Origin of the sequence: Amycolatopsis benzoatilytica AK 16/65, assembly GCF_000383915.1 — a bacterium.
Taxonomy (GTDB): domain Bacteria; phylum Actinomycetota; class Actinomycetes; order Mycobacteriales; family Pseudonocardiaceae; genus Amycolatopsis; species Amycolatopsis benzoatilytica.
The window spans coordinates 6052460-6073992 of record NZ_KB912942.1; the positions used below are offsets into that span (position 1 = coordinate 6052460).

General features: G+C 69.5%; 19 protein-coding genes. 9 read left to right on the forward strand and 10 right to left on the reverse strand.

What is annotated here, in order from left to right; all coding sequences use genetic code 11:
- Positions 1–15: 15 nt before the first annotated feature.
- A complete protein-coding gene (locus AMYBE_RS0127925; protein ID WP_034287311.1) occupies positions 16–1380 on the reverse strand; it encodes a PspC domain-containing protein in 1365 nt (454 codons plus the stop codon).
- Between the two features lie 152 nt (positions 1381–1532).
- On the opposite strand from AMYBE_RS0127925, the gene AMYBE_RS0127930 reads away from it, so the two are divergent.
- The 5 genes from AMYBE_RS0127930 (at position 1533) to AMYBE_RS0127940 (ending at position 6193) form a co-directional block, all read left to right on the forward strand.
- The gene (locus AMYBE_RS0127930) at positions 1533–2975 is read left to right on the forward strand and encodes a hypothetical protein (protein ID WP_020662703.1); all 1443 of its coding nucleotides are present in this window, start codon (positions 1533–1535) and stop codon (positions 2973–2975) included.
- 70 nt (positions 2976–3045) lie between these two features.
- Positions 3046–3456 carry a hypothetical protein gene (locus AMYBE_RS44245; RefSeq protein ID WP_245573258.1) on the forward strand — a complete coding sequence of 137 codons (411 nt, stop codon included), beginning with the start codon at positions 3046–3048 and terminating at the stop codon, positions 3454–3456.
- An 89-nt stretch (positions 3457–3545) separates the two neighbouring features.
- The gene (locus AMYBE_RS44250) at positions 3546–4109 is read left to right on the forward strand and encodes a DUF3558 family protein (RefSeq protein ID WP_084470162.1); all 564 of its coding nucleotides are present in this window, start codon (positions 3546–3548) and stop codon (positions 4107–4109) included.
- Between the two features lie 571 nt (positions 4110–4680).
- Entirely contained in the window at positions 4681–5967 is a 1287-nt protein-coding gene (locus AMYBE_RS0127935) for a PspC domain-containing protein (RefSeq protein ID WP_027928088.1), read from the forward strand.
- A complete protein-coding gene (locus AMYBE_RS0127940; RefSeq protein WP_020662705.1) occupies positions 5960–6193 on the forward strand; it encodes a hypothetical protein in 234 nt (77 codons plus the stop codon). Before AMYBE_RS0127935 ends, AMYBE_RS0127940 begins: the two co-directional genes overlap by 8 nt.
- A gap of 44 nt (positions 6194–6237) precedes the next feature.
- Here AMYBE_RS0127940 and guaA read toward each other — a convergent pair whose 3' ends face one another.
- Entirely contained in the window at positions 6238–7794 is a 1557-nt protein-coding gene (gene guaA, locus AMYBE_RS0127945) for a glutamine-hydrolyzing GMP synthase (RefSeq protein ID WP_020662706.1), read from the reverse strand.
- Between the two features lie 117 nt (positions 7795–7911).
- Between guaA and AMYBE_RS0127950 the strand changes: the two genes are divergently transcribed.
- Both AMYBE_RS0127950 and AMYBE_RS0127955 read left to right on the forward strand, forming a co-directional pair.
- Positions 7912–8460: a DinB family protein gene (locus tag AMYBE_RS0127950; RefSeq protein ID WP_020662707.1), complete on the forward strand. Its 549-nt coding sequence runs from the start codon at positions 7912–7914 to the stop codon at positions 8458–8460.
- 364 nt (positions 8461–8824) lie between these two features.
- Positions 8825–10270 (forward strand): aldehyde dehydrogenase family protein, encoded by a 1446-nt coding sequence (locus tag AMYBE_RS0127955; RefSeq protein WP_020662708.1) that lies wholly within the window; start codon positions 8825–8827, stop codon positions 10268–10270.
- A 43-nt stretch (positions 10271–10313) separates the two neighbouring features.
- Here the strand turns inward: AMYBE_RS0127955 and AMYBE_RS0127960 are convergent, their stop codons facing one another.
- The 4 genes from AMYBE_RS0127960 to AMYBE_RS0127975 form a co-directional block, all read right to left on the reverse strand.
- Entirely contained in the window at positions 10314–11780 is a 1467-nt protein-coding gene (locus AMYBE_RS0127960; RefSeq protein ID WP_020662709.1) for an FAD-binding oxidoreductase, read from the reverse strand.
- 175 nt (positions 11781–11955) lie between these two features.
- A complete protein-coding gene (locus AMYBE_RS0127965; protein ID WP_034287314.1) occupies positions 11956–12645 on the reverse strand; it encodes a maleylpyruvate isomerase N-terminal domain-containing protein in 690 nt (229 codons plus the stop codon).
- Between the two features lie 80 nt (positions 12646–12725).
- Positions 12726–14429, reverse strand: coding sequence for a GMC family oxidoreductase N-terminal domain-containing protein (locus AMYBE_RS0127970; protein ID WP_020662711.1), 1704 nt, complete (start codon positions 14427–14429; stop codon positions 12726–12728).
- A 142-nt stretch (positions 14430–14571) separates the two neighbouring features.
- Positions 14572–15711 (reverse strand): GuaB3 family IMP dehydrogenase-related protein, encoded by a 1140-nt coding sequence (locus AMYBE_RS0127975; RefSeq protein WP_027928090.1) that lies wholly within the window; start codon positions 15709–15711, stop codon positions 14572–14574.
- Positions 15712–15875: 164 nt separating this feature from the next.
- Here AMYBE_RS0127975 and AMYBE_RS42455 point away from each other — a divergent pair, with 164 nt between their 5' ends.
- A complete protein-coding gene (locus AMYBE_RS42455) occupies positions 15876–17120 on the forward strand; it encodes an MFS transporter (RefSeq protein ID WP_020662713.1) in 1245 nt (414 codons plus the stop codon).
- A gap of 114 nt (positions 17121–17234) precedes the next feature.
- On the opposite strand, the gene guaB is transcribed toward AMYBE_RS42455, so the two are convergent.
- Positions 17235–18746 carry an IMP dehydrogenase gene (gene guaB / locus AMYBE_RS0127985; RefSeq protein WP_020662714.1) on the reverse strand — a complete coding sequence of 504 codons (1512 nt, stop codon included), beginning with the start codon at positions 18744–18746 and terminating at the stop codon, positions 17235–17237.
- 150 nt (positions 18747–18896) lie between these two features.
- Between guaB and AMYBE_RS0127990 the strand changes: the two genes are divergently transcribed.
- Complete coding sequence (locus AMYBE_RS0127990; protein ID WP_020662715.1) at positions 18897–19292, forward strand: DUF5319 domain-containing protein; 396 nt, start codon at positions 18897–18899, stop codon at positions 19290–19292.
- A gap of 193 nt (positions 19293–19485) precedes the next feature.
- Here the strand turns inward: AMYBE_RS0127990 and AMYBE_RS0127995 are convergent, their stop codons facing one another.
- The 3 genes from AMYBE_RS0127995 to AMYBE_RS0128005 form a co-directional block, all read right to left on the reverse strand.
- Positions 19486–19794 (reverse strand): hypothetical protein, encoded by a 309-nt coding sequence (locus AMYBE_RS0127995; RefSeq protein ID WP_020662716.1) that lies wholly within the window; start codon positions 19792–19794, stop codon positions 19486–19488.
- Between the two features lie 63 nt (positions 19795–19857).
- On the reverse strand, positions 19858–20790 hold the full coding sequence (locus AMYBE_RS0128000; protein ID WP_020662717.1) for an anti-sigma-D factor RsdA: 933 nt from the start codon (positions 20788–20790) through the stop codon (positions 19858–19860).
- Positions 20791–21363 (reverse strand): sigma-70 family RNA polymerase sigma factor, encoded by a 573-nt coding sequence (locus AMYBE_RS0128005; protein WP_020662718.1) that lies wholly within the window; start codon positions 21361–21363, stop codon positions 20791–20793.
- Positions 21364–21533: the final 170 nt, after the last annotated feature.

Sequence of the window (21533 nt, forward strand, 5' to 3'; positions counted from 1 at the left end):
CCGAGCATAGCGAGGTCACGCCACCCCTTTGCTCGCTTTCACCGGCATGGCGAGCTGGACTTCGGTGCCTTCGCCCGGCGCGGTGCGCAGCTTGCAGGTGCCGCCGTGGCGTTCCATCCGGCCGCGGATCGAGTCGGCGAGACCGTGCCGGTCGGCGGGCACCACGTCCGGGTCGAAGCCCTTGCCGCGGTCGCGCACGAACACGGTGACTTCGGTGGGTTCGACCTCGGCGAACACGCTGACCTCGCCGACCCCGGCGTGTTTGGCCGCGTTGACGATCGCCTCGCGGGCGGCTTGCACCAGCGCGGTGAGCGCCGGGTTCAGTTCCGCGTCGCCGACCACGACCTGGCCGACCGAGATCGCGAACTGGTCCTCGACCTCGCCGCACGCGGCCGCGAGCGCCTCGGACAGCTGCTGGCGAGCGCCCTCTTCCTCTTCTTTGGTACGTGTCTCGCTCGGCTTGCCGTAGCCGCCAGGCCCGTACAACCAGCCGCGCAGCTCGCGCTCCTGGCCACGGGCGAGCCGGGCGACCTCCGCGGGCTGGTCGGCCTGGCGCTGGATCAGCGCGAGCGTCTGCAGCACGGAGTCGTGCAAGTGGGCGGCGATCTCGGCGCGTTCGTCGGTGCGGATGCGGGCCTGGCGCTCGTCGCTGAGGTCGCGGACCAGCCGCAGCCAGAACGGGATAGTCAGGACCGCGACACCGACCAGCGTCGCGAGGACCGCGATCAGCGAAAACTTGACCTGGTCGAAACTGCCGGTGGCGAACACGACGACGCCGATGCCGGTGGCCACCAGCGCGACGCCGGCGAGAATCCGGATGGCCGCCGCGACCCGGCCGCCCTCCCCGACGAGCGCTCCGGCGACCCCGTCCCTGGCCCCGGCACGCCACCGCCGCCGCTGCGACTCGTCCGCTTCCCGCCAGACGACCGCCGCACCAAGCGCAGCGACCGCCAGCGGCACCGCGACCCAGCCGCGGATGGTGCCGGTGAGCGTGCTGCTGGCGATCGCGAGGCCGATGCCCAGCACGATCAGCCCGTACGCGCGCTGCCGGTCGTTCGGCTTGGGCGCGGTGGCCGCTTCTTCGGAACTCTGCGGGACGAACACCCAGAGCAGGCCGTATGCGAGCAGCCCGGCCCCGTTGAGCGCGGCCAGCAAGGCGAACACCACGCGCACCCAGACGACCGGTACGCCGAGGTGCTCGGCGAGCCCGCTCGCGACACCGGCCACCGTCCGCCCGGACCGGCTCCGGTACATCTTGGGCCGCTTTTCCGGTTCGGCGACGTCGGTCACCTGAGCGGACACGAGCGTCGACGGCGTCGAAGGGTCCGTCGAAACGCGCGAGGCGGCGCCAAGGTCGAGAAAGTCCTGCACGGGTCCCATCGTCACACGCCCCAGCGGCCCCGACATCGGGGAAGCCCCTGATCCACTCCCCTGGAAACTTCAGCGAAGGACCGCGGCGGCACGGCGGGAGTCGGTACCATGCAGGGGGCGGCCGACTACAGTGCGTACACGCGATGCCGGGGAGGGCGAGCATGACCGACCAACACCGGGCTCAGCATGTCGAGTCTGCGGGCGACTACTACGCCCGGACGTACCAGGAGAACCTGGCGTTCATGGCCGGCGTCTCGAAGTGGGCCCAGCAGTCGACCCAAGACGAAGCTTCGACCTACTCGGTCCAGCAAGGCCAGCAGCTGCTCCAGGGCCAGCAGACCCGTAGCGACGCGCCGGCACCGGACGCGAACTACGCGTCGTTCAGCCATGAGGACCTGCACAAGATGGTCAACCACGGGCTGGATTTCGACGGCATCAACGAACGCAGTCGCGTGACTAATACGTACGGCAACTGGCTGGCGGACGCGTCCAACCAGTTCCGCGACGCCGCGACGACGGCGGGTGCCGAGTGGCAGGGCGCGGCAGCCGAGCAAGCTCACTCGTTCTTCCAGAGCACGGCAGAGCACACCGAGCAGACCGGCAACGCGATGCAACTGGTGTCGAACCGGTACTCGCAGCAGTCCGCCGCAGCTGACTACGCGCACCGGAACATGCCGGAGCCGACCGGGTTCAACCAGCAGGCCGAGATAGACAAGGCAACCCAGGCGTACCAGGACGGCAACCCCATCCAGGGGGCGACCGCCATGGCGAACGTCGCGGTCAAGCAGCAGGCGGCGGACGCCGCGCACCAGCAAGCGGTGCAGGTCATGCACAACCTGGACCAGACGTACCACGAGACTTCTACGACGCAGCCGGTTTACGCTCCGCCGCCACAGATGAACAGCGACAGCACGACGGCTAGCAGCGCGGCACCGGTCACCACGTCGGGCGGCATGTCCAGCGGCCCGTACACCGGTCCGGGCGGGCACGCGTTCAGCGGTTCCGGGTCGTCGGTGCCGAACGGGCCGGGCGGTTCCTCCGGCTTCGTCCCGCCCGCGGGCGGGAGCGGCGGGACGCCGTACAACCCGGCACCGGGGGTCAGCACTGGCACCGGACCGCTCGGGAACCCGGGCCTAACCGGCGGCACCGGCGGCCTTCGTCCGACGCCCGGCATCGGAGGACGGCTTTCGCCGGAAGGCATGACGTTCGGCGGCAACGTCGGGACGCCTGGGTCCAGCTCGGAATCCACGTCGACCCGGGGCCGAGCGGGGACCGGCGCCGGCGGGACACGCGGCGGTGGCGCAGGCGGCCGGGTCACTGGTGCCGGGGAGTCGGAGGGGAAGCCGGGAGAGGGCAAGGGCAGCGGAAAGGGTGCTGCTGAGCGGCTTGAGCGCGGCGCTACCGCAGCGGCTAATGCCGGCGGCAAGGGCGGGAAAGCCGGTGCTGCGGGTGCTGGTGCTGCGGGTGGCGGGAAGAAGAAGGAAGACGACAAGGAACACAAGAACAAGATCCCAACCCAGGTCGACCCAGACGAGGTGTTCGAGGTCCGCCCGGAGCGGGGGCCGAACGGGGAGAAGATCACTCCGCCAGTGCTGGGAGGTTGACCCAGCTGACGACCTCAACGACATCTCTGCGCTCGATCAGCGGCGCTAGTGCGACTGGCAGGAGCAACGCATGACAGACTCAGCATTCGTCCCTGACGACCCAGCGCCCTCCGGCCCGCCAAACTCACCAGGAGACGCGGCAAACGTTTTCCTCTCTGGTCTGTTCGCCGGCCCAGTCGACTCCAAAGCAGCCGAGAAGATGCGCACCGCAGGATCCCAGATGAAGACGCTCGCACAGGAGGGAGCCTTTGCGATCAATGAAGCTGGATTTCAGGCATATATGAAAGCTTGCGACTTCTTTCTGCACGGCTTCGACTCAATGAGTCTGGATTTGCAATTGCTGTCACAAGAAGCTCAGATGGGCAGCTCCGACTACGCGGGTCGAGTAGCCACCTTCAACACACAAGTAGCCAACGGCGACAATCAGTCGATGCTACCTAATCTCAACAAAATGAAGATCGCCGTTGAGACCGCACGATGAGCTTTGACCATAGCCCGTAAAAACTACAAAGAAAACGAATCCGAAAACAGTCAGACGTTCGCTGATCTCGAAAAGAAGATCCAAGAAAAGTGACGACCATCAAGAAATCTTTCGGAATTCTGACCTTGCTCAGCGCAGTCGCGGCACTGGGCGGATGCTCAAAGTCCGTTGACGGGGCAACGGAATCGTCTACACCGACATCTCCTTCCGCGCCCAGCTCGTCCGCGAGTTCAGCAGAAGGTTCGCTCACCGGATTGAACCAATGCGATTTGCTCGATCAAGCACTTGCCGGACAAGGATTCCCTCCAGCCAAACCAACAGTCGCTGATTCTAAGCGCACCTGCGGAAGCCAGAAGCTTCCACCGAGCGGCAGCTCGGCACCGTCTGTAGTCGTCGCACTCTCCCTGCAAAGCGGTCAGCGTTACACCGATAACGTCAATCACCCAGAGACCGCTCGCACCGGTCACATTAAAAAACGCGCATCCATCGAACAGCCCGCACCTTTGGGGATATCCGGCGGTTGCCAGATCAACATGGCGGTCGGAGAAAACTCACGAGTTCTCGTGGTGGTCACATCAGGATCAGATACCGACGGAGCTTGCAAGATGGCCGCGAATGTAGCAGCCGCCGTAGAACCCAAGTTGCCCGCATAAGGCGTCCAGCGAGGAGCACCCCTGAGACCTCACCCGGATCAGCCCGGACTAGGCATTCAAGACCCAACTAGGACCGGGACCAGATACGGAAAATCATCCGCCAATACCAGGCTCGTCGAGGTTGGAGCGGCTGGCGCTCCCCTTTCAGCGTCTTCGCCGAAGAAACCTCGCCCGCGCGGTGGTCACCGGAGGCAGTCGAACGATTCCAGCGTTCTGGGCACGTCAACCTGCCGGTGAAACCCCGTCGCCATGTCGCGAACCCGTTCGTCGGGCTTATCCGAGCCCTTCTGCTGGACGGCTCTCACCTGCCAACGCTTCCCCTCCGTCCCGAACCGTATGCGCCAGCCGTCTTAAGGAATCGCCAGCGCTCAAGCCGCCCTCCTAGCCCAACGATTGCAGGGCCGACCTGGCCATCAGCCCAATCGCATCCCGGTCGTTGGTGCAAGCGGCGCTCATTCCGTATCGCGCGAACCGCCTCACACTTCGCCCTCAGCTCAGGGAACAACCTCCGGGATGAACTCAGGGACCTTCCCCGATGTGCCCCCTCCCGCTGTCCACCATGCTGTATCCCATGAGTGGTGCGAACGAGGCGCGGTCTCCGCGGACGAATCCGCTGAACGGGTTCGAGGAGACCGTCAAGGACTTCTGGGCCAGCAGGCCGCGGCGGCCGCACTCGCGTCGGAAGGTTGCCGGCGTTGCGGCGGCTCTTGGGGATCGCTATGGGATCGATCCGGTGGTCATTCGGGTCGCGTTGGTGGCCGCGACCGTTTTCGGCGGGTTCGGGCTCATGTTTTACCTGCTCGGGTGGCTGTTCTTCCCCGAGGAGCACGATGAGACCTCCGGTTTCGAGGCGTTGCTCGGGCGCGGGCATTCGAGTATGTCCAAAGTCTTCACGATCGCGCTGTCGATCGCGGTGATCCCGGTCGGCGGCTGGACCTTCGGCGGCGTCGGCTGGTTCGACGGCGGTGGCCTCATCGGGTTCGCGCTGATCTCGACCTGCCTCTATCTCCTGCACCGCACCCGCGGGCAGGACAACCGTCCGGCGCCGGTTGCCGCGTTCGCGGCCGCCGCTCCGGCCGCTTCCGGAACCGGAGCTTTCACGATGAACAGCGATGCGCCGACGTCGGCGGCGGCACCGGGATGGGATCCGCTGGCCGCGGACCCGGCCGGATGGGACCTGCCAGAGCCCGCGACTCCTGCTGACAACTACGACTACAACGAGCCGTCGGCTCCGCGGCCGCCTCGGCGGCGGTCCAAGGTCGGGGCGGCCACCTTCGGCACCGCGATCATCGTGGCCGGGGTCGGGATCGCGCTCGGCTTCAACGGGATCGACTGGTTCAGCCTGCAGCACATCATCGGGCTGACGCTGGGCGTGCTCGGCATCGGGCTCGTCGCCGGTGCGTTCGCACGCGGCGGGAAGGGGCTGATCGCGCTCGCGATTCCGCTGTCGATTGCCGGGCTGGTGCTCACCAACAGCACGTTCGACAACTTCAACGTCCGCGGCGGTGTCGGCGACCTGTCCGCTTCTCCCCGGTCGGTGGCCGAGCTGCAACCGGTGTACCGGCACGCCGCCGGGAACATCCGGCTCGACCTGACGCAGCTGCCCGCGACCGGTCCGATCAGCACCACGGTCTCGAACGGCGCGGGCGACACCAAGGTCGTCGTCCCGGCGAACGCCGACGTCACCTTCACTTGCGACACCAGCGCGGGCTCGATCGACTGCCTGAATCGCTCGTCGGACGGCGTCGGACAGCCCACCATCAGCGGCACCGACAACGGCGCCGACGGTCCCGGCGGGCAGCAGATCACCCTGCACGTCAAGAACGGCGTGGGCAACGTGGAGGTGCTCCGTGGCTGACAACCCTTACGGCTACCAGGAAACCGAGGCTCCGGTGGAGCGCAAGCGGGGCGTCGACCTGATCACGCTCTTCGTCGGGATCGCGACGCTGCTCGTCTCCGGCTACGTGCTCTCCGACGGTTCCAGCTGGCTGCCGTCCTTCGACTTCCGGTGGATCTTCGCCGGTGCCGCGGTCTTCTGCGGGGTGCTGATGGTCGGAGCGTCCTTCCGGAAACGTCGCCCGTAATGCGAAGAACGGGGCCCGGACTCAGCGTCCGGGCCCCGTTTTCGTCATTCCCACTCGATGGTGCCCGGCGGCTTGCTCGTCACGTCCAGCACCACGCGGTTGACATCGGCCACTTCGTTCGTGATCCGGGTCGAGATCCGCTCCAGCGTCTCGTACGGCAGCCGGGTCCAGTCCGCGGTCATCGCGTCTTCCGACGACACCGGGCGCAGCACGATCGGGTGGCCGTAGGTCCGCCCGTCGCCCTGGACGCCGACGCTGCGAACGTCCGCCAGCAGCACCACCGGGCACTGCCAGATCTGCTGGTCCAGCCCGGCCGCGGTGAGCTCCTCGCGGGCGATCGCGTCCGCCGCGCGCAGGATTTCCAGGCGCTCCGCGTTCACCTCGCCGATGATCCGGATGCCCAGCCCCGGGCCGGGAAACGGCTGGCGCTGCACGATCGTCTCCGGCAGGCCCAGCTCCAAGCCGACCCGGCGGACCTCGTCCTTGAACAGCAGCCGCAGCGGTTCGACCAGTTCGAACTGCAGGTCGTCGGGCAGGCCGCCGACGTTGTGGTGGCTCTTGATGTTCGCGGTGCCCTCGCCGCCGCCGGACTCCACGACATCCGGGTACAGCGTGCCCTGGACCAGGAACTTGTAGTCGCCCTGCGCCTTCAGGTCGCGTTCGGCCTGCTCGAACACGCGGATGAACTCGCGGCCGATGATCTTGCGCTTCTGCTCCGGGTCGGTGACGCCGGCCAGCGCGGTCAGGAACCGCTCGCGCGCGTCGACGGTGACCAGGTTGACGCCGGTCGCGGCCACGAAATCGCGCTCCACCTGGGTGCGCTCGCCCGCCCGCAGCAGGCCGTGGTCGACGAACACACAGGTCAGCCGGTCGCCGATGGCGCGCTGGACCAGCGCCGCGGCCACCGCCGAGTCGACACCGCCGGACAGGCCGCAGATCGCCCGGCCCTCGCCGACCTGCTCGGCGATCCTGGCCACCTGCTCGTCCACAATGGACGAAGTGGTCCACTGCGGGGTGACGCCGGCGATCTCGTACAGGAACCGGCGCAGCACCTCCTGGCCGTGCGGCGAGTGCGCCACCTCCGGGTGGTACTGCACGCCCGCGAAGCGCCGCTCGACGTCCTCGAACCCGGCTACCTCGGCACCGTCCGAGCTGGCCGTGACGACCGAGCCTTCGGGGGCCTTGGTGACGCTGTCGTTGTGGCTCATCCACGCCGTCTGGTGACCGGGCAGCCCGGTGTGCAGGACGCCGCCCTCGCCGAGGATCCGCACGTCGGTGCGGCCGAACTCGCGCACCCCGGTCGGCTCGACGACACCGCCGAGCGCGCGGGCGAGCAACTGGTGGCCGTAGCAGATGCCGAGGATCGGCACGCCGGCCTCGACCAGCTTCGGGTCCATCGCGGGCGCGCCCTCGGCGTAGACGCTCGACGGGCCGCCGGACAGGATGATCGCGGACGGGTTCTTGGCGAGCAGCTCCTCGACGGTCGCGCTGGACGGCACGACCTCGGAGAAGACCTGCGCCTCGCGCACGCGACGGGCGATCAGCTGCGCGTACTGCGCCCCGAAGTCCATGACGAGTACCGGACCGGTGGGAGTGGCCACCCAAGACCTCCAGGTATCAGCGCTTTTGCCACCATCGTCCCAGGTGGGCCCCGTCACGTCGGCAATGCCCCCGCAATGAGGACGCGAGCTGTCCGCGAACCGGCTTACCGTTCCGGCATGACCATCACCTGGAGCAGTGAACTGGCCGATCAGCTCGACTGGCACTGGCAGCACCACGTCCGGGAGCGGCTGACCGGGCTCGCCGACGACGAGTACCTCTGGCAGCCAGTCGACGGCTGCTGGACGATCCGTCCCCGGGCGGAGAAGCCGGACGGCCCGGGAACCGGCGACTTCACCGTCGACTTCTCGTTCCCCGAGCCGACGCCGCCGCCGGTGACCACGATCGCGTGGCGGCTCGCGCACGTCATCGTCGGCGTGCTCGGCATGCGGGCCGCGTCGCATTTCGGCGGGCCGCCGATGACCTATCAGGACTTCGCGTACGCCGGCACGGCCGATGAAGCGCTGAAGCAGCTCGACGACGCGTACGCGAACTGGATCGCCGGCGTACGCAGCCTCGACGCGGAAGCGTTGGAGCGCTCATGCGGTCCGGCCGAGGGGCCGTACGCGGAATACTCGATGGCTGCGCTGGTCCTGCACATCAATCGCGAGATGATTCACCACTGCGCGGAGGTTCTGCTGCTGCGAGACCTCTACCGAAACCGGTGAGCAGCATGCCCAGCGCCATCCCGAGCAGGGCGGGCATTCCGTGGTTGTCGTGCAGCACAGTGTCGAGAACGGCCAGCGGCGCGAGCAGGATGGCGGCGACGTACAACCCCTGAGGCGGTTCGGCGGCGCGCGAGCGCGGTCGGGACAAGCACCACGCCGGTCAGGATCGGGCGACGAGTGGGGCCGATCCGGGCGAAGCAGGCCCGGATCGGATTGGCGGACCAGCGAACGGCGGCCGAGTTGGTCATGGCTCGACCGTCGAACCCTGGGTCGCCGAGCGCTCCGGACAAATGTCATCTCGCTGCCGGGACAAACGCACTGGGCCGGGGTGCCGAACCTGCCGCTCCCCCATACCTTGGTGCGCATGGACACGATCACCCCACAGCCCCGGCCCGCGTGGATCGCCGGTCAGGCTGAACAGGGCTCGGACACCTTGGTGGTGCACCATCCGTTCGACGGCAGCGAAGTGGCGACCGTCGCGGTGCCCAGCGCCGAGCAGGTAGAACGGGCGGTGGCCGCGGCGGGCGCGGTCGCGAAGGAGTTCCGGCGCACCCCTGCGCACCAGCGGGCGGGAGCGCTCGAGCAGGTGTCGCGAGGGCTGGCGATGCGAGCCGACGAGTTCGCCGAGGTGATCACGGCCGAGAACGGCAAGCCGTTGAAGTGGGCCGAGGCCGAGGTCAAGCGCGCGGTGTCGGTGTTCCGGATCGCCGCCGAGGAGGCGCGCCGATTCACCGGCGACGTGCAGCGGCTCGACGCCGACCCGTCCGGCGACGCCCGGCTCGCGCTGACGCGCCGCGTTCCCCGCGGTCCGGTGCTCGGCATCGCGCCGTTCAACTTCCCGCTGAACCTGGTCGCGCACAAGGTCGCGCCGGCGCTCGCGGTGGGCGCGCCGATCATCGTCAAACCCGCGCCGCGCACGCCGTTGTCGTCGCTGATGCTCGGCGAATTGCTGGCCGAGACCGACCTGCCGGGCGGCGCGTTTTCGGTACTGCCGTTGGGGAACGAGGCGACTCAGGCGCTCGTCGCCGACCCGCGGCTGCCGGTGGTGTCGTTCACCGGCTCGGGCCCGGTCGGCTGGTCGATCGCGGACGCGGCGGCGCGCAAGCACGTCGTCCTCGAACTGGGCGGCAACGCGGCGGCGGTCGTGCTGCGGGACTGGCCGGACGTGGAAGGCGCGGCGCAGCGGATCGCGACGTTCGGCAACTACCAGGCCGGCCAGTCGTGCATCGCGGTACAGCGGGTGATCGTGGACGCGGCGATCGCCGAGGAGTTCGTGCCTGCGCTGACCGAGGCCGTCGAAGCGCAGCAGACCGGCGATCCTTACGACCGCAACACCGATGTCGGCCCGGTCGTCGACGAAGCCGCGGCGAAGCGGATCGTCGCGTGGGTCGAGGAAGCGGTCGCCGGCGGTGCCCGGGTGCTGACCGGCGGGACCCGTTCCGGCGCGTCGGTCGCACCGACGCTGCTCACCGATGTTCCAGCGGATGCCAAGGCCTGGGCGGAGGAAATCTTCGGGCCGGTGCTTGCGGTGTCCATTGTGGATGGTGTGGACGAGGCGTTCGCCGCGGTGAACGCGTCCGCGTACGGGTTGCAGGCCGGGGTGTTCACCAGCGACGTCCAGCTGGCATTCCACGCTTCGGCGGAGCTGGAAGTCGGCGGCGTGATCATCGGCGACGTGCCGTCCTACCGCGCGGATCAGATGCCCTACGGCGGGGTGAAGGGTTCCGGCGTCGGCCGCGAAGGCGTGCTGTCGGCGATGAACGACCTGACCGAGGAGAGAGTGACCGTCTTCACCGGCGTGGATCTGTAGCGGCTCGGGCGGGGCAAGGACTGGCCTTGCCCCGCCCGAGGTTTCACGCGCTCTGCGCGAACTTGAAGAAGCCGTTCGGGTCGTACTTCTTCGCCACCTGGTCCAGCCGGGCCGCGTTGTCGCCGTAGTAGGCGGTCTTCCAGTCCGGCAGCTCCGGGTCGATGTAGTTCACGTAGCCGCCGTGCGCGCCGGCGTCGGACAGCCCGGCGACCACAGTGGACACCGACTTGCGCACACTGTCCTGATTGGACGCGGTCGCCGGTGCGTAGACCTGGATGCTGGCCAGCGCTTTCCGATGCCAGAACGCGGTGTCCGCGGGCGCGACGGCACCGACCGCGCCGCCGAGTCCGTCGATCAGCAGATCCATTCCGACGTGCCCGGACGCGAGATCGGCGACTGTGCCGCCGTCGACCGGGTCAGTGATGATCCGCGACGAGGCCACGAAGGTCTGCCGGTCCGAGCTGCCGGAGAAGTAGTTCATCGCCGCGCCGTAGCTGAGCGTCTTCATGGTCCGTTTGGTCGGCGAGACGGACAGCCCGCCGAGCGCCGCCGTCAGCTGGCTCGAGCTGCCGACGAACGCGCCGCCGATCCGGCTTGCCCCGCTGGCGCCGCCGGACACGACGCAGTTCGACCACAGCTCGGGCGGTGTCGTCGGCAGCCAGCGCTGCCACGCGTCGACCACGTCCCCCGCCGAGCCGGCCGCGAACCGCAGCGAGAAGACCGTGATGGTCGGCGCTTCCACCGTGCTGAAGGTGAACGACGTGACCACACCGAAGTTTCCGCCGCCGCCGCCACGCAGCGCCCAGAAGAGATCCGCGTCCGCGTCCGCGCTGACCGTGCGCAGTTTGCCGTCCGGCGTCACGATTTGCGCGGACTGCAAACGGTCGCAGGTCAGCCCGTATTTGCGGGCCAGCACGCCGATGCCGCCGCCGAGTGCGAGCCCGGCGATGCCGACCGTCGGACACGAACCCGCGGGCAGGCAGCGACCGGCCTTCGCCAGCGCGGAATACACGTCGCCGAGCCGCGCGCCCGCGCCGATCACGACCTGCTCGCCCTGCACGTCCACGCCGGACATGCCGCCGACGTCGATGACCAGCCCGCCGTCCGGGGCCGAGTACCCGGCGTAACTGTGCCCGCCGCTGCGCGCGGCCAGCGGCACCCGGCCGCCCGCCGCGGCGACGCATGCCTGCACGTCTTCCGGCTTCGCGCAGTTGGCCACCGCAGCCGGTTTCCGCCCGTCGAAAAGCGGGTTGAAGGCTCGCTTCGCGGTGGCGAATCCATTGTCGTCCGGCAGCACCAGACCGCCGGAAACCTTGCCGCGCAACGCGTTCCAGTCCGGCGGACCGGCCGGCGGGGTGCTCGCGCTGGGGCTCGGCGGCACCGACGACGTCGTCGGACGCGTGTCCGGCACCGGCGGAGCCTGGGTCGAACCGCAGGCCGCGGCCGCCGCGCCGACGGCCGCCAGCCCGGCCGCGCGCAGGAAAGTCCTTCTCCCGACAGTCATGGTCATTCAGACGCACCGGCCCGGGCTGGGGTTGCGAGACGGCGTGCCGTCCTCCTCGAGCGGGTGCCCGGGTACGAAGGTCATCACAGCGTTCACCCTGTCCAGTCCGCGCCCCGGTGGCAAGCTCAGCGCGCACAAAGCTGTCGTTGATTATTTCCCGGGCCCGCTCGGCGGCGCCGGGTCAGATCAGCGAACGGAAGTCCGGCACCGGCCCGGTCAGCGACTCCGCGTCGCCGCGCCCGGTCAGCCACGCCAGCACCGCGCCCGGCGAGCCGGCGACCAGTTCGCCGCCGTCGCCCAGCGTCCAGGTGTGCGTCCCGTCGCTGACCCGCAACGACGGCACCTCGTGCGGCGACACCCGGATCAGCGCCGACACCACCGCGTCCAAGTGCTCGCCGAGCAACCCGGTCGCGCTGGCGAAATCGTGGCCGGCATCGAGGTCGACCAGATGGATCGTCGCTTCCGCGAGCCGCAAAGTCAGCAGATCGGCACCGGTCAGCAGCTGACCCAGCCGGTGCTTGATCTGCGCCGACCACGCGGCTTCCGCCGCCCGCGCAGCCTGTTCCTCGAATCGGCGGCCGGACGCGATCACGTCGGCCACGATCTCCTCGGCCTCCCGGCGCGCGCCCGCTTCGATGTCGTCGTCGCGGGCCGTGCCGGGGCCGTACATCGACTGCTCGACCCCGGTCTCCGCCCAGGTCAGCAGGTTGCCGAGGCCGTCGGCGTTGCGCGCGAAGTGGGTGAGCAGGTGCGCCCGCGTCCAACCGGGCAACGCGCTCGGCTCGCGGAACGCCGCCGCCGGCAACGCACCCGCGACCCGGGCCCACACCTCGTGCAATTCCCGGATCCGACCCAGCCGCGTACTCGTCACCTCGCGATCATAGGACCGGAAGTCAACGGCCGGCAGTCAACGACCAGCTTTCCCCGCCGGAGCTATCCCCGCCGAAGCTTTCACCGGCGCAGTGCCGCCGGGGCGCTCTCCGGAACCGCCGGATTCTTCGGCGCGACCGGCTCCATCCGGGCGTACCCGGTGCTCTGCTCCGGCCGCTGGTCTTCCTCGCCCTTGTTGGGCCAGAAGGAGAACGCCCGCTCCGCCTGCGCGGCGATGGTGAGCGACGGGTTCACGCCGAGGTTCGCGGTGATCGCCGAACCGTCCACAACGGACAGTCCGGGATAGCCGTATACCCGGTGGTACGGGTCGATCACGCCGGACTCGGCGCTGTCGCCGATCGGCACGCCGCCGATGAAGTGCGCGGTCAGCGGAATGTCGAAGACCTCGCCCCAGGTCCCGCCCGGCATCCCGCCGATCCGTTCGGCGGTCCGGACGTTCGCCTCGTGCCCTGCCGGAATGAAGCTCGGGTTCGGCTCGCCGTGGCCCTGCTTGGACGTGTACTTCCGCCGCCCGAAAAGCCCGCGCTTGGTGTAGGTGGTGATGGAATTGTCCAGGCTCTGCATCACCAAGAGGATCACCGTGCGCTCGCTCCACCGGTAGGCGTTCAGCAGTTTCGCCGATTGCACCGGGTGCTTGACCAGGAACGTGACCGCCTGCCGCCACCGCGGCACCGGCGAAGATCCGTCGGTGGCAACGGTTTGCAGCAGGCTCATCGCGTTGCTGCCCTTGCCGTAGCGCACCGGCTCGATGTGCGTGTTCTCGTCCGGATGAATCGACGAGGTGATCGCGACGCCGCGACTGAAATCGCGGTCCGGGTCCACCGTCGTGCGCGCCGCCCCGATGATGGCCTCGGAGTTCGTCCGCGTCAGCTCGCCGAGCCGGCGCGACAGCTTCGGCAGCACCGCGGTGTCCTTCATGCGGTGCAACAGGTTCTGCGTGCCCCAGGTGCCCGCGGCGAAGATGACCTGCGTCGCGGTGACCGTCGTGCGGAAGCGCTGCGAGCGGGTTCCGGTCTTCTGCAGCGTGATCGCGTACCCGTCGCCGCGCGGGCTGACCGACGTCACGGTGGTGAGCGGGATGACCTGCGCGCCGCCCTTTTCGGCCAGGTACAGGTAATTTTTCACCAGCGTGTTCTTCGCGCCGACCCGGCAGCCAGTCATGCACGCACCGCATTCGGTGCAGCCGACACGATCCGGCCCGGCCCCGCCGAAGTACGGGTCCCGCACCGTCTCGCCGGGCTTGCCGAAGTACACCCCGACCGGCGTCGCGTGGAACGTATCCGCCACGCCCATGTCCTTCGCGACGTCGCGCATCACCACGTCCGACGGAGTGATCGTCGGGTTCGTCACCACCCCGAGCATCCGGCTGGCTTGGTCGTAGTGCGGCGCGAGCTCGCTCTCCCAGTCGGTGATGTGCGCCCACTGCCGGTCCTGGTAGAACGGCTTGAGCGGCCGGTACAGCGTGTTCGCGTACACCAGCGAACCGCCGCCGACGCCCGCGCCGGCCAGCACCATCACGTCGTTGAGCATGTGGATGCGCTGGATGCCGTAGCAGCCGAGCTGCGGAGCCCAGAGGTAGCGCTTGAGGTCCCAGGACGTCTTGGCGAACTCGTCGTCGGCGAATCGCCTGCCGGCCTCGACCACCGCGACGCGGTAGCCCTTCTCGGTCAGCCGCAACGCCGCGACGCTGCCGCCGAATCCGGAGCCGACCACGAGAACGTCGTAGTCCGGCTCTTGCCGCGTGGTGGTGTTACTGGCAGTCACAGGTAGCAGCGTAACCCGCGCGTCCCCGACAGGCCAGCCCTAAGTTACCCGCCGGTTTACCCCGACCGGTCAAAAGCCGTGAAGGGCTCCTTCCGGGAATCAGATTCCCGGAAGGAGCCCTTCACGGACAGCCGGAGCAGACTCAGCCGCGCACGGACAGTCCGACGCGCTGGAACTCCTTCAGGTCCGAGTACCCGGTCTTCGCCATCGCGCGGCGCAGCGCGCCGAACAGGTTGACGACCCCCTCCGCGTCCGAGGACGGGCCGAACAGCAGCGTCTTGAGGTCCGCCGCGAAGTCCGAGTCCGGGCCGGCCACCACGCGCGAGCGCGGGAGCGACGGGTGCGCCGCCGCGGAGGTCCAGTACAGGCCCTGGCCGGGGGCTTCGGCCGCGGTCGCCAGCGGAGCACCGAGCATCACCGCGTCCGCGCCGCAGGCGATGGCCTTCGCGATGTCGCCGGAGGTGGTGATGCCGCCGTCGGCGAGGACGTGCACGTAGCGGCCACCGGTCTCGTCCAGGTAGTCGCGGCGGGCCGCGGCCGCGTCGACGATCGCCGTCGCCATCGGGACGCCGATGCCGAGCACTCGGTCGGTGCTGGTGACGCCTTCGGTGTAACCGTGCCCGACGATCACGCCGGCCGCGCCGGTGCGCATCAGGTGCATCGCGGTGCGGTAGTCGCTGACGCCGCCGGCGATCACCGGGACGTCGAGCCGCCCGATGAACTCCTTGAGGTTGAGCGGTTCCGCGTCGCGCTGCACGTGCTCGGCGGAGATGATCGTGCCCTGCACGACCAGGATCTCGACGCCGGCCGCGAGCAGGTCCGGGGTCAGCTCGGCGGCGTGCTGCGGGCTGACCCGCGCGGCCACCGTCACGCCCGACTCGCGGACCGTCTTGATCGCCTCGGTCAGCAGGTCGAGCCGGATCGGCGCGGCGTGCAGCTCCTGCAGCTCGCGCACGACCGCGGTCGGGTCTTCGCTGTCCTCGGCCGCGCGGACGAGGCGGAAGATCGCCTCCTCGACGTTCGCGTGCCGCGCCCACAGGCCCTCGGCGTTGAGCACGCCGAGACCGCCCAGCTCGCCGATCGACACCGCGGTGCCCGGCGACACGATCGCGTCGGTCGGGTGGGTGACCAGCGGCAGGTCGAACTGGTAGGCATCGATCTTCCACGCGGTGGACACCACCGACGACGAGCGCGTCCGCCGCGACGGCACGATCTCCACGTCATCGAGGCCGTACGCCCGCCGCGCGGTGCGGCCCATGCCGATCTCGACCAGATCCCGCACGTGATGTCCCTTCTCGCGGCTGACGGCAACGGCGTCCATTGTCGCGAGTCGGCACAGGTGACCTGCGACGGGGGCCGGTAGCGGTGGCGACAACCACCGGTTGTGCGCACGGTTGTTTGCCACCGGCGACGCCGGGTGGTTGGCTGCGGTGCTGGACGAGGGGGATGAAATTGGTTCTGGGCAAGGACTTTGGCCGATTGTGGCTGGCTTTCGCGGTGAGCACCGCGGGCAGCTACCTCGCCCTCGACGCCTTCTCGATCATCGCCGTGCGAGTGCTGCACACCACAGCCGCGCAGGTGTCCCTGCTGGCCGGCGCGGGGCTCGCGGCCGGCGCACTGATCGCGCTTCCGCTCGGTCCGTGGGTCGAATTCCGGCGGAAACGGCCCGTGCTGGTCGCGATGGACCTGGTCCGGTTCGTCGCGCTGGCGACCCTGCTGCCCGCCTACCTGCTCGACGCTCTGACGTTCCCGCAACTGGTGGTCGTATCGGTGCTCGTCTCGGCGGCGAACATCACGTTCACCGCCGCCAGCGGCGCGTATCTGAAGTCGCTCGCCTCCGGTCCAGACCTGCTGGCGGCCAACGGCCGGTTCGAGACGACGCAGTGGACCGCCACCGCGATCGGGCCGCCGGCCGGCGGCGCGGCGATCGGCCTGTTCGGCCCGCTCACCACTGTGGTCCTGGACGCGGTCAGCTATCTGCTGTCCGCGCTTTCCCTCTCGACGATCCGCACCGCCGAACGCATCCCGGCCGTCCGCTCGGCCGGGTTCCGGGCCGCGGACCTGGCGGAGGGCTGGCGATACCTCTTCCAGCACGCCCGGTTGCGCATGCTGTTCCTCAACGGCTGCCTGGTCAACGGCCTGATCATGGCGACCACCCCGCTGCTGGCCGTGCTGCTTCTCGGCGAACTCGGCTTCCCGACCTGGGAGTACGGGCTCGCGTTCGGTGTGCCCTGCCTCGGCGGCCTGCTCGGTTCCCAACTCGCCCGGCGGCTGGTGCCCCGGTACGGCCGGGTCCGGCTGCTGCCGGTCCTGGCGACCGCGCGGGCCTGCTGGTCAGTACTGCTGGCGTTCGTACCGGCCGGGTTCGCCGGGCTCACGTGGGTGATGGCGGTGGAGTTCGGGCTGATCGTCTGCGCGGCGATGTACAGCACCGTCCTGGCGACTTATCGCCTGGAGGAGACCGACGACCGGTATGTCAGCCGCGTGTTGTCGGCGTGGCGGATCAGCAGCACCGCGACCACCGCGGGGCTGACCTTGCTGTGGGGTTTGGTCGCGGCGTGGCTGGGCACGCGCGGCGGGCTCGGCCTGGCGGGCGCCTTGATGCTGGCGACCCCGCTGCTGCTGCTTGGCTGGAACCGGGCTCGGAACGAGACCCCCTCCGCCGAGCCGGTGCGCAGCACGGATTCCTGATCGCGACCTGAAGCTGGTCAACCCTCCGGAAAACCGCGTTCGCCCGCCCCGTCCCCCGTCGCTGGACGACCAGGGCGGGCGGACGGAGCGGGCGAACCGGGCAGAACGAGTTGATCAGCGGGTCGTGTAGTTCGGCGCTTCGACCGTCATGGTGACGTCGTGCGGGTGGCTTTCCTTGAGCCCGGCCGCGGTGATCCGGACCAGCTGCCGCTCCTGCAGCTGCGCGACCGTCTCCGCGCCCGCGTAGCCCATGCCCGCGCGCAGCCCGCCGACGAGCTGGTGGACCACGTTCGACAGCGGGCCGCGGAACGGGATGCGGCCTTCGATGCCTTCCGGCACCAGCTTGTCCTCGTTGAGCACGTCGTCCTGGGCGTAGCGGTCCTTGGAGTACGACTTCGCCTGGCCGCGCGACTGCATGGCGCCCAGCGAGCCCATGCCGCGGTAGACCTTGAACTGCTTGCCGTTGACCAGAATCAGGTCGCCCGGAGATTCGGCGGTGCCGGCCAGCAGGCTGCCCAGCATGACGGTGGACGCGCCGGCCGCGATGGCCTTCGCGATGTCGCCGGAGTACTGGATGCCGCCGTCGCCGATCACCGGCACGCCAGCCGGGCGGCACGCCAGGTCGGCCTCGTAGATCGCGGAGATCTGCGGCACGCCGACGCCGGCGACGATACGGGTGGTGCAGATGGAGCCCGGGCCGACGCCGACCTTCACACCGTCCACGCCCGCGTCCACCAGCGCCTGCGCGCCCGCGCGGGTCGCCACGTTGCCGCCGACGATGTCGACCGTCTCGCCCAGTTCTTTCTTCAGCAGCCGCACGGTCTCGACGACCGCGCGCGAGTGGCCGTGCGCGGTGTCGACCATCAACACGTCCACGCCGGCCTCGGCCAGCGCCATCGCGCGCTTGTGCCCGTCCGGGCCGACGCCGACCGCGGCGCCGACGATCAGCCTGCCGTCCGGGTCCTTCGACGCGAGCGGGTACTGCTCGGTCTTCACGAAGTCCTTGACGGTGATCAGGCCGCGCAGCTTGCCCGCGCCGTCCACGATCGGCAGCTTCTCGATCTTGTGCCGGCGCAGCAAACCGAGCGCCGCCTCCGCGGTGACCCCGACCTGTGCGGTGATCAGCGGCGTCTTGGTCATGACCTCGCGGACCAGGCGGGTGTGATCCACCTCGAACCGCATGTCGCGGTTGGTGATGATGCCCACCAGCGCGCCGGACGCGTCGGTGACCGGCACGCCGGAGATCCGGAACCGCGCGCACAGCGCGTCGACCTCGGCGAGCGTGTCGTCCGGAGAACAGGTGACCGGGTCGGTGACCATGCCCGCCTCGGACCGCTTGACTACCTCGACCGCCGCCGCCTGCTCCTCGATCGGCAGGTTGCGCTGCAGCACGCCCACGCCGCCCTGGCGGGCCATCGCGATCGCCATCCGCGCCTCGGTCACGGTGTCCATCGCCGCGGACACCAGCGGCACGTTCAGCGTGATGTTGCGGGTGAGCCGGGTGCTGGTGTCGACCTGGCTGGGCACCACGTCCGATTCCGCGGGAAGCAGCAGCACGTCGTCGAAGGTCAAGCCGAGCATCGCGAACTTGCTGGGCACGGAGGGGGTGATGCTTTCGCTGGTCATGAGGGGCGAAGGGCCTTCCTGGCGGGAGTGGGCTCGGGAGTGGGCTGGAGTCGCGGGCAGCGGTGCCTGACGCGGCCGAGGGTGGTCGGGCCTTCCCCTCATGATATCCGGGCCGGGGCACTGGTCCGGGTGGGTGGCCCGACGGGTAGCGTGCAGGCCGTGCCGCACGATGTGTTGCCCCCCGATCCGTTCGCGGACGACCCGGACGATCCGGCCCGGGCCATCCCCGACCCCGACGACCACCTGGAAGAGCCGATCAGCGCGGACGAGCGCACCGAGCTGCTGGCCGACCTGTCCGACCTCGCGGTGTACCAGGCCCTGCTGGAGCCTCGCGGGGTCCGCGGCATCGTGGTCGACTGCGGCGAATGCGACGAACCCCACTATCACGACTGGACGCTGCTGCGGGCGAGCCTGGAGCAGCTGCTGTCGGACGGCCGGATGCGCCCGCACGAGCCCGCTTTCGACCCGAACCCGGCCGACTACGTGAGCTGGGACTACTGCCGCGGCTTCGCGGACGGGGTCACCGCGAACGAGAGCGCGTACTGACTTTTGTGGCGAAGAAGGTCCTGGTGAGCTTGGCCACCAGGACCTTCTTTCGTTCGCCGGACCGCTAGTCGTCGCGTGATCCTGTTCGCTTCGCTTTACGGCGGAACTGCCGTGAAGGGGCCCTTGCCGGACTCAGGTTCCCTCAAGGGGTCCTTCACGGACCTGGGTCGCCGCGCCAGGTCCGGCCCCGCGCTCAGCGGTCCAGCCGCCGGACTTCCTCAAGCTTGGCTTCGGCGAACCGTTTCATCACCGGCTCGGTCAACGCCGGCCACGGCGGACGCCGCGCCACCGCGAACGTCGCGAGCGCGGCTGCCACGAAACCCGTGCACACCCCGATCATCGCGATTCGGTGCTGGTCGACCGCCGGCGTCCAGGTCACCCCGTCCGCGGTCACCGTGTACAGCCCGACCGGCCGCCCCTGCCCGCCTCGCCGGCCGGCCCGGGTGACGGTGACGAGCACTGTCCCGTCCCCGGTCTCGTAGGGCTCTCCGAAAGCCAGCATCGAGCGCTCCCCTCGACGACGAAAAAGGTCCCGGCACTGGACGTGCCGGGACCTTCGGGCGAACTACGAGCCGCTGCTGGTCCCGTTCGGTACACCGGCGCCTTGCGACGTCTCGTTGCGCGGGCTGCCACCCGGGTCGTTCGCCGTCGCGCTGGTGCTCGGCGCAGACGAACTCGGCGTGGACGTGACCGGCGGAGGCGGCGTCATCGACGGGTCCGGCACCTTCGTCCCGGTCGCCGGCAGCGAACTCGGCTGGCCGGGCTGCGGCTGGTGCGCGGCGCTGCTGGCCGGGTTGTCCACCGGCGGAATGGACGGCGGGACCGAGGGCTTGTTCCCGGTCGGCGACGTGGTCGGCACACCGAGCTGCTGAGCCAGCTGACGGTGCTGCTGCAGGAGCTGATCACGGTTGTCCGACTCGGCGACCTGGGTGAGCGCGGCCTGCGCGTCGGCGAGTGCCCGGCGGGCATCGGCGAGGCGGTTGTCGGCCAGCGCCAGGTTCGCTTTCTCCAGGTCGAGCTTGGCTGCGGCGGCGGCCTCGACGGAGCGGGCGTGGTCGGCGTACAGGACCTTCGTCAGGCCCCACAGCGTGTCTCCCGGCTGAGCGTCGCGCGCGGCGAGGCCGGTGCCGGTGAAAGCGATGGCGGCGGCAGCGCACGCGGCCGCCACCGGCACGAAAACGCGGCGGCGCCGGCCGCGGCTCGAGTATTTGCGCGCCGACGCGGCGCTCTTGACGGTGCGGACCGCGGTGTCGGCGTCCACGAGCTCGCCCAGCGGTTCGCTGTCGATGTCGCGGCGCCACGCGAGCAGCAGCGCGTTCAGTTCCTGGTCCCCGAGCCCGTCAGCAACCGTCGGATCGGTTCCGCCGAGCGCGTCGAGCAGGGCGTCGTCGGCTTGGATAGCCGTGAGGTCCCCGTCGGCCTCCGCTTCGTAACCGGTCAGGTCGTCCCCGTGCGCGGAGGACGACAAGTCTCGGTCCCGGTCTTTGCGGTCGGTCACTCAGATCACCTCCTCGGCGGCGAGCACCTTACGCAAACGGGCCAGCGCGCGGTGCTGAGCCACCCGGACCGCACCCGGCGTGGACCCGACGGCTTCCGCCGTCTCCTCCGCCGACAGTCCGACTACGACTCGCAGCACGACAATTTCCCGTTGCTTGTCCGGCAGCACCTGCAGCAACTGCGCCATCCGCTCGTTCAGCTCGCCCTGCAGAGCGCGCTGCTCCGGGCCGACGCTGTTCTCGATCTCGTCCGGGATCTCGGCGACCGGATCGGCCCGGTTGCGTCCCGCGGCGCGGTGCGCGTCGGCGACCTTGTGCTGTGCGATCCCATAGACGAACGCCAGGAAGGGGCGGCCCTGGTCACGGTACGAGGGCAATGCCGTGAGCACCGCGAGACACACCTCCTGCGCAACGTCGTCTGCCGAAGCGAACGAACGCTCCTGCCTGCCTACCCGGGCGCGGCAGTACCGCACCACCAGAGGACGAATGGCGGCCAGCAACCGCTCGACTGCCTGAGGGTCTCCCTCGACAGCGGCGGCGACCGGCTCGTCCAGTCCATCCCCCACAGTGGCCATCGCAGACAACAGTCCCAGCGTTACGTGTAGGCGTGCAAAGAATCCGGCGCGTGGTCATACCCGCCCGCCGGTCACCGCTACCGTACCGTCGGAGTCCTGCCAGACAACCGCCAGAGGTGGTGACCGGCGCGCCGGTCCCGGAAGCGCCGCCCGAGTGAATCGGGCCGACC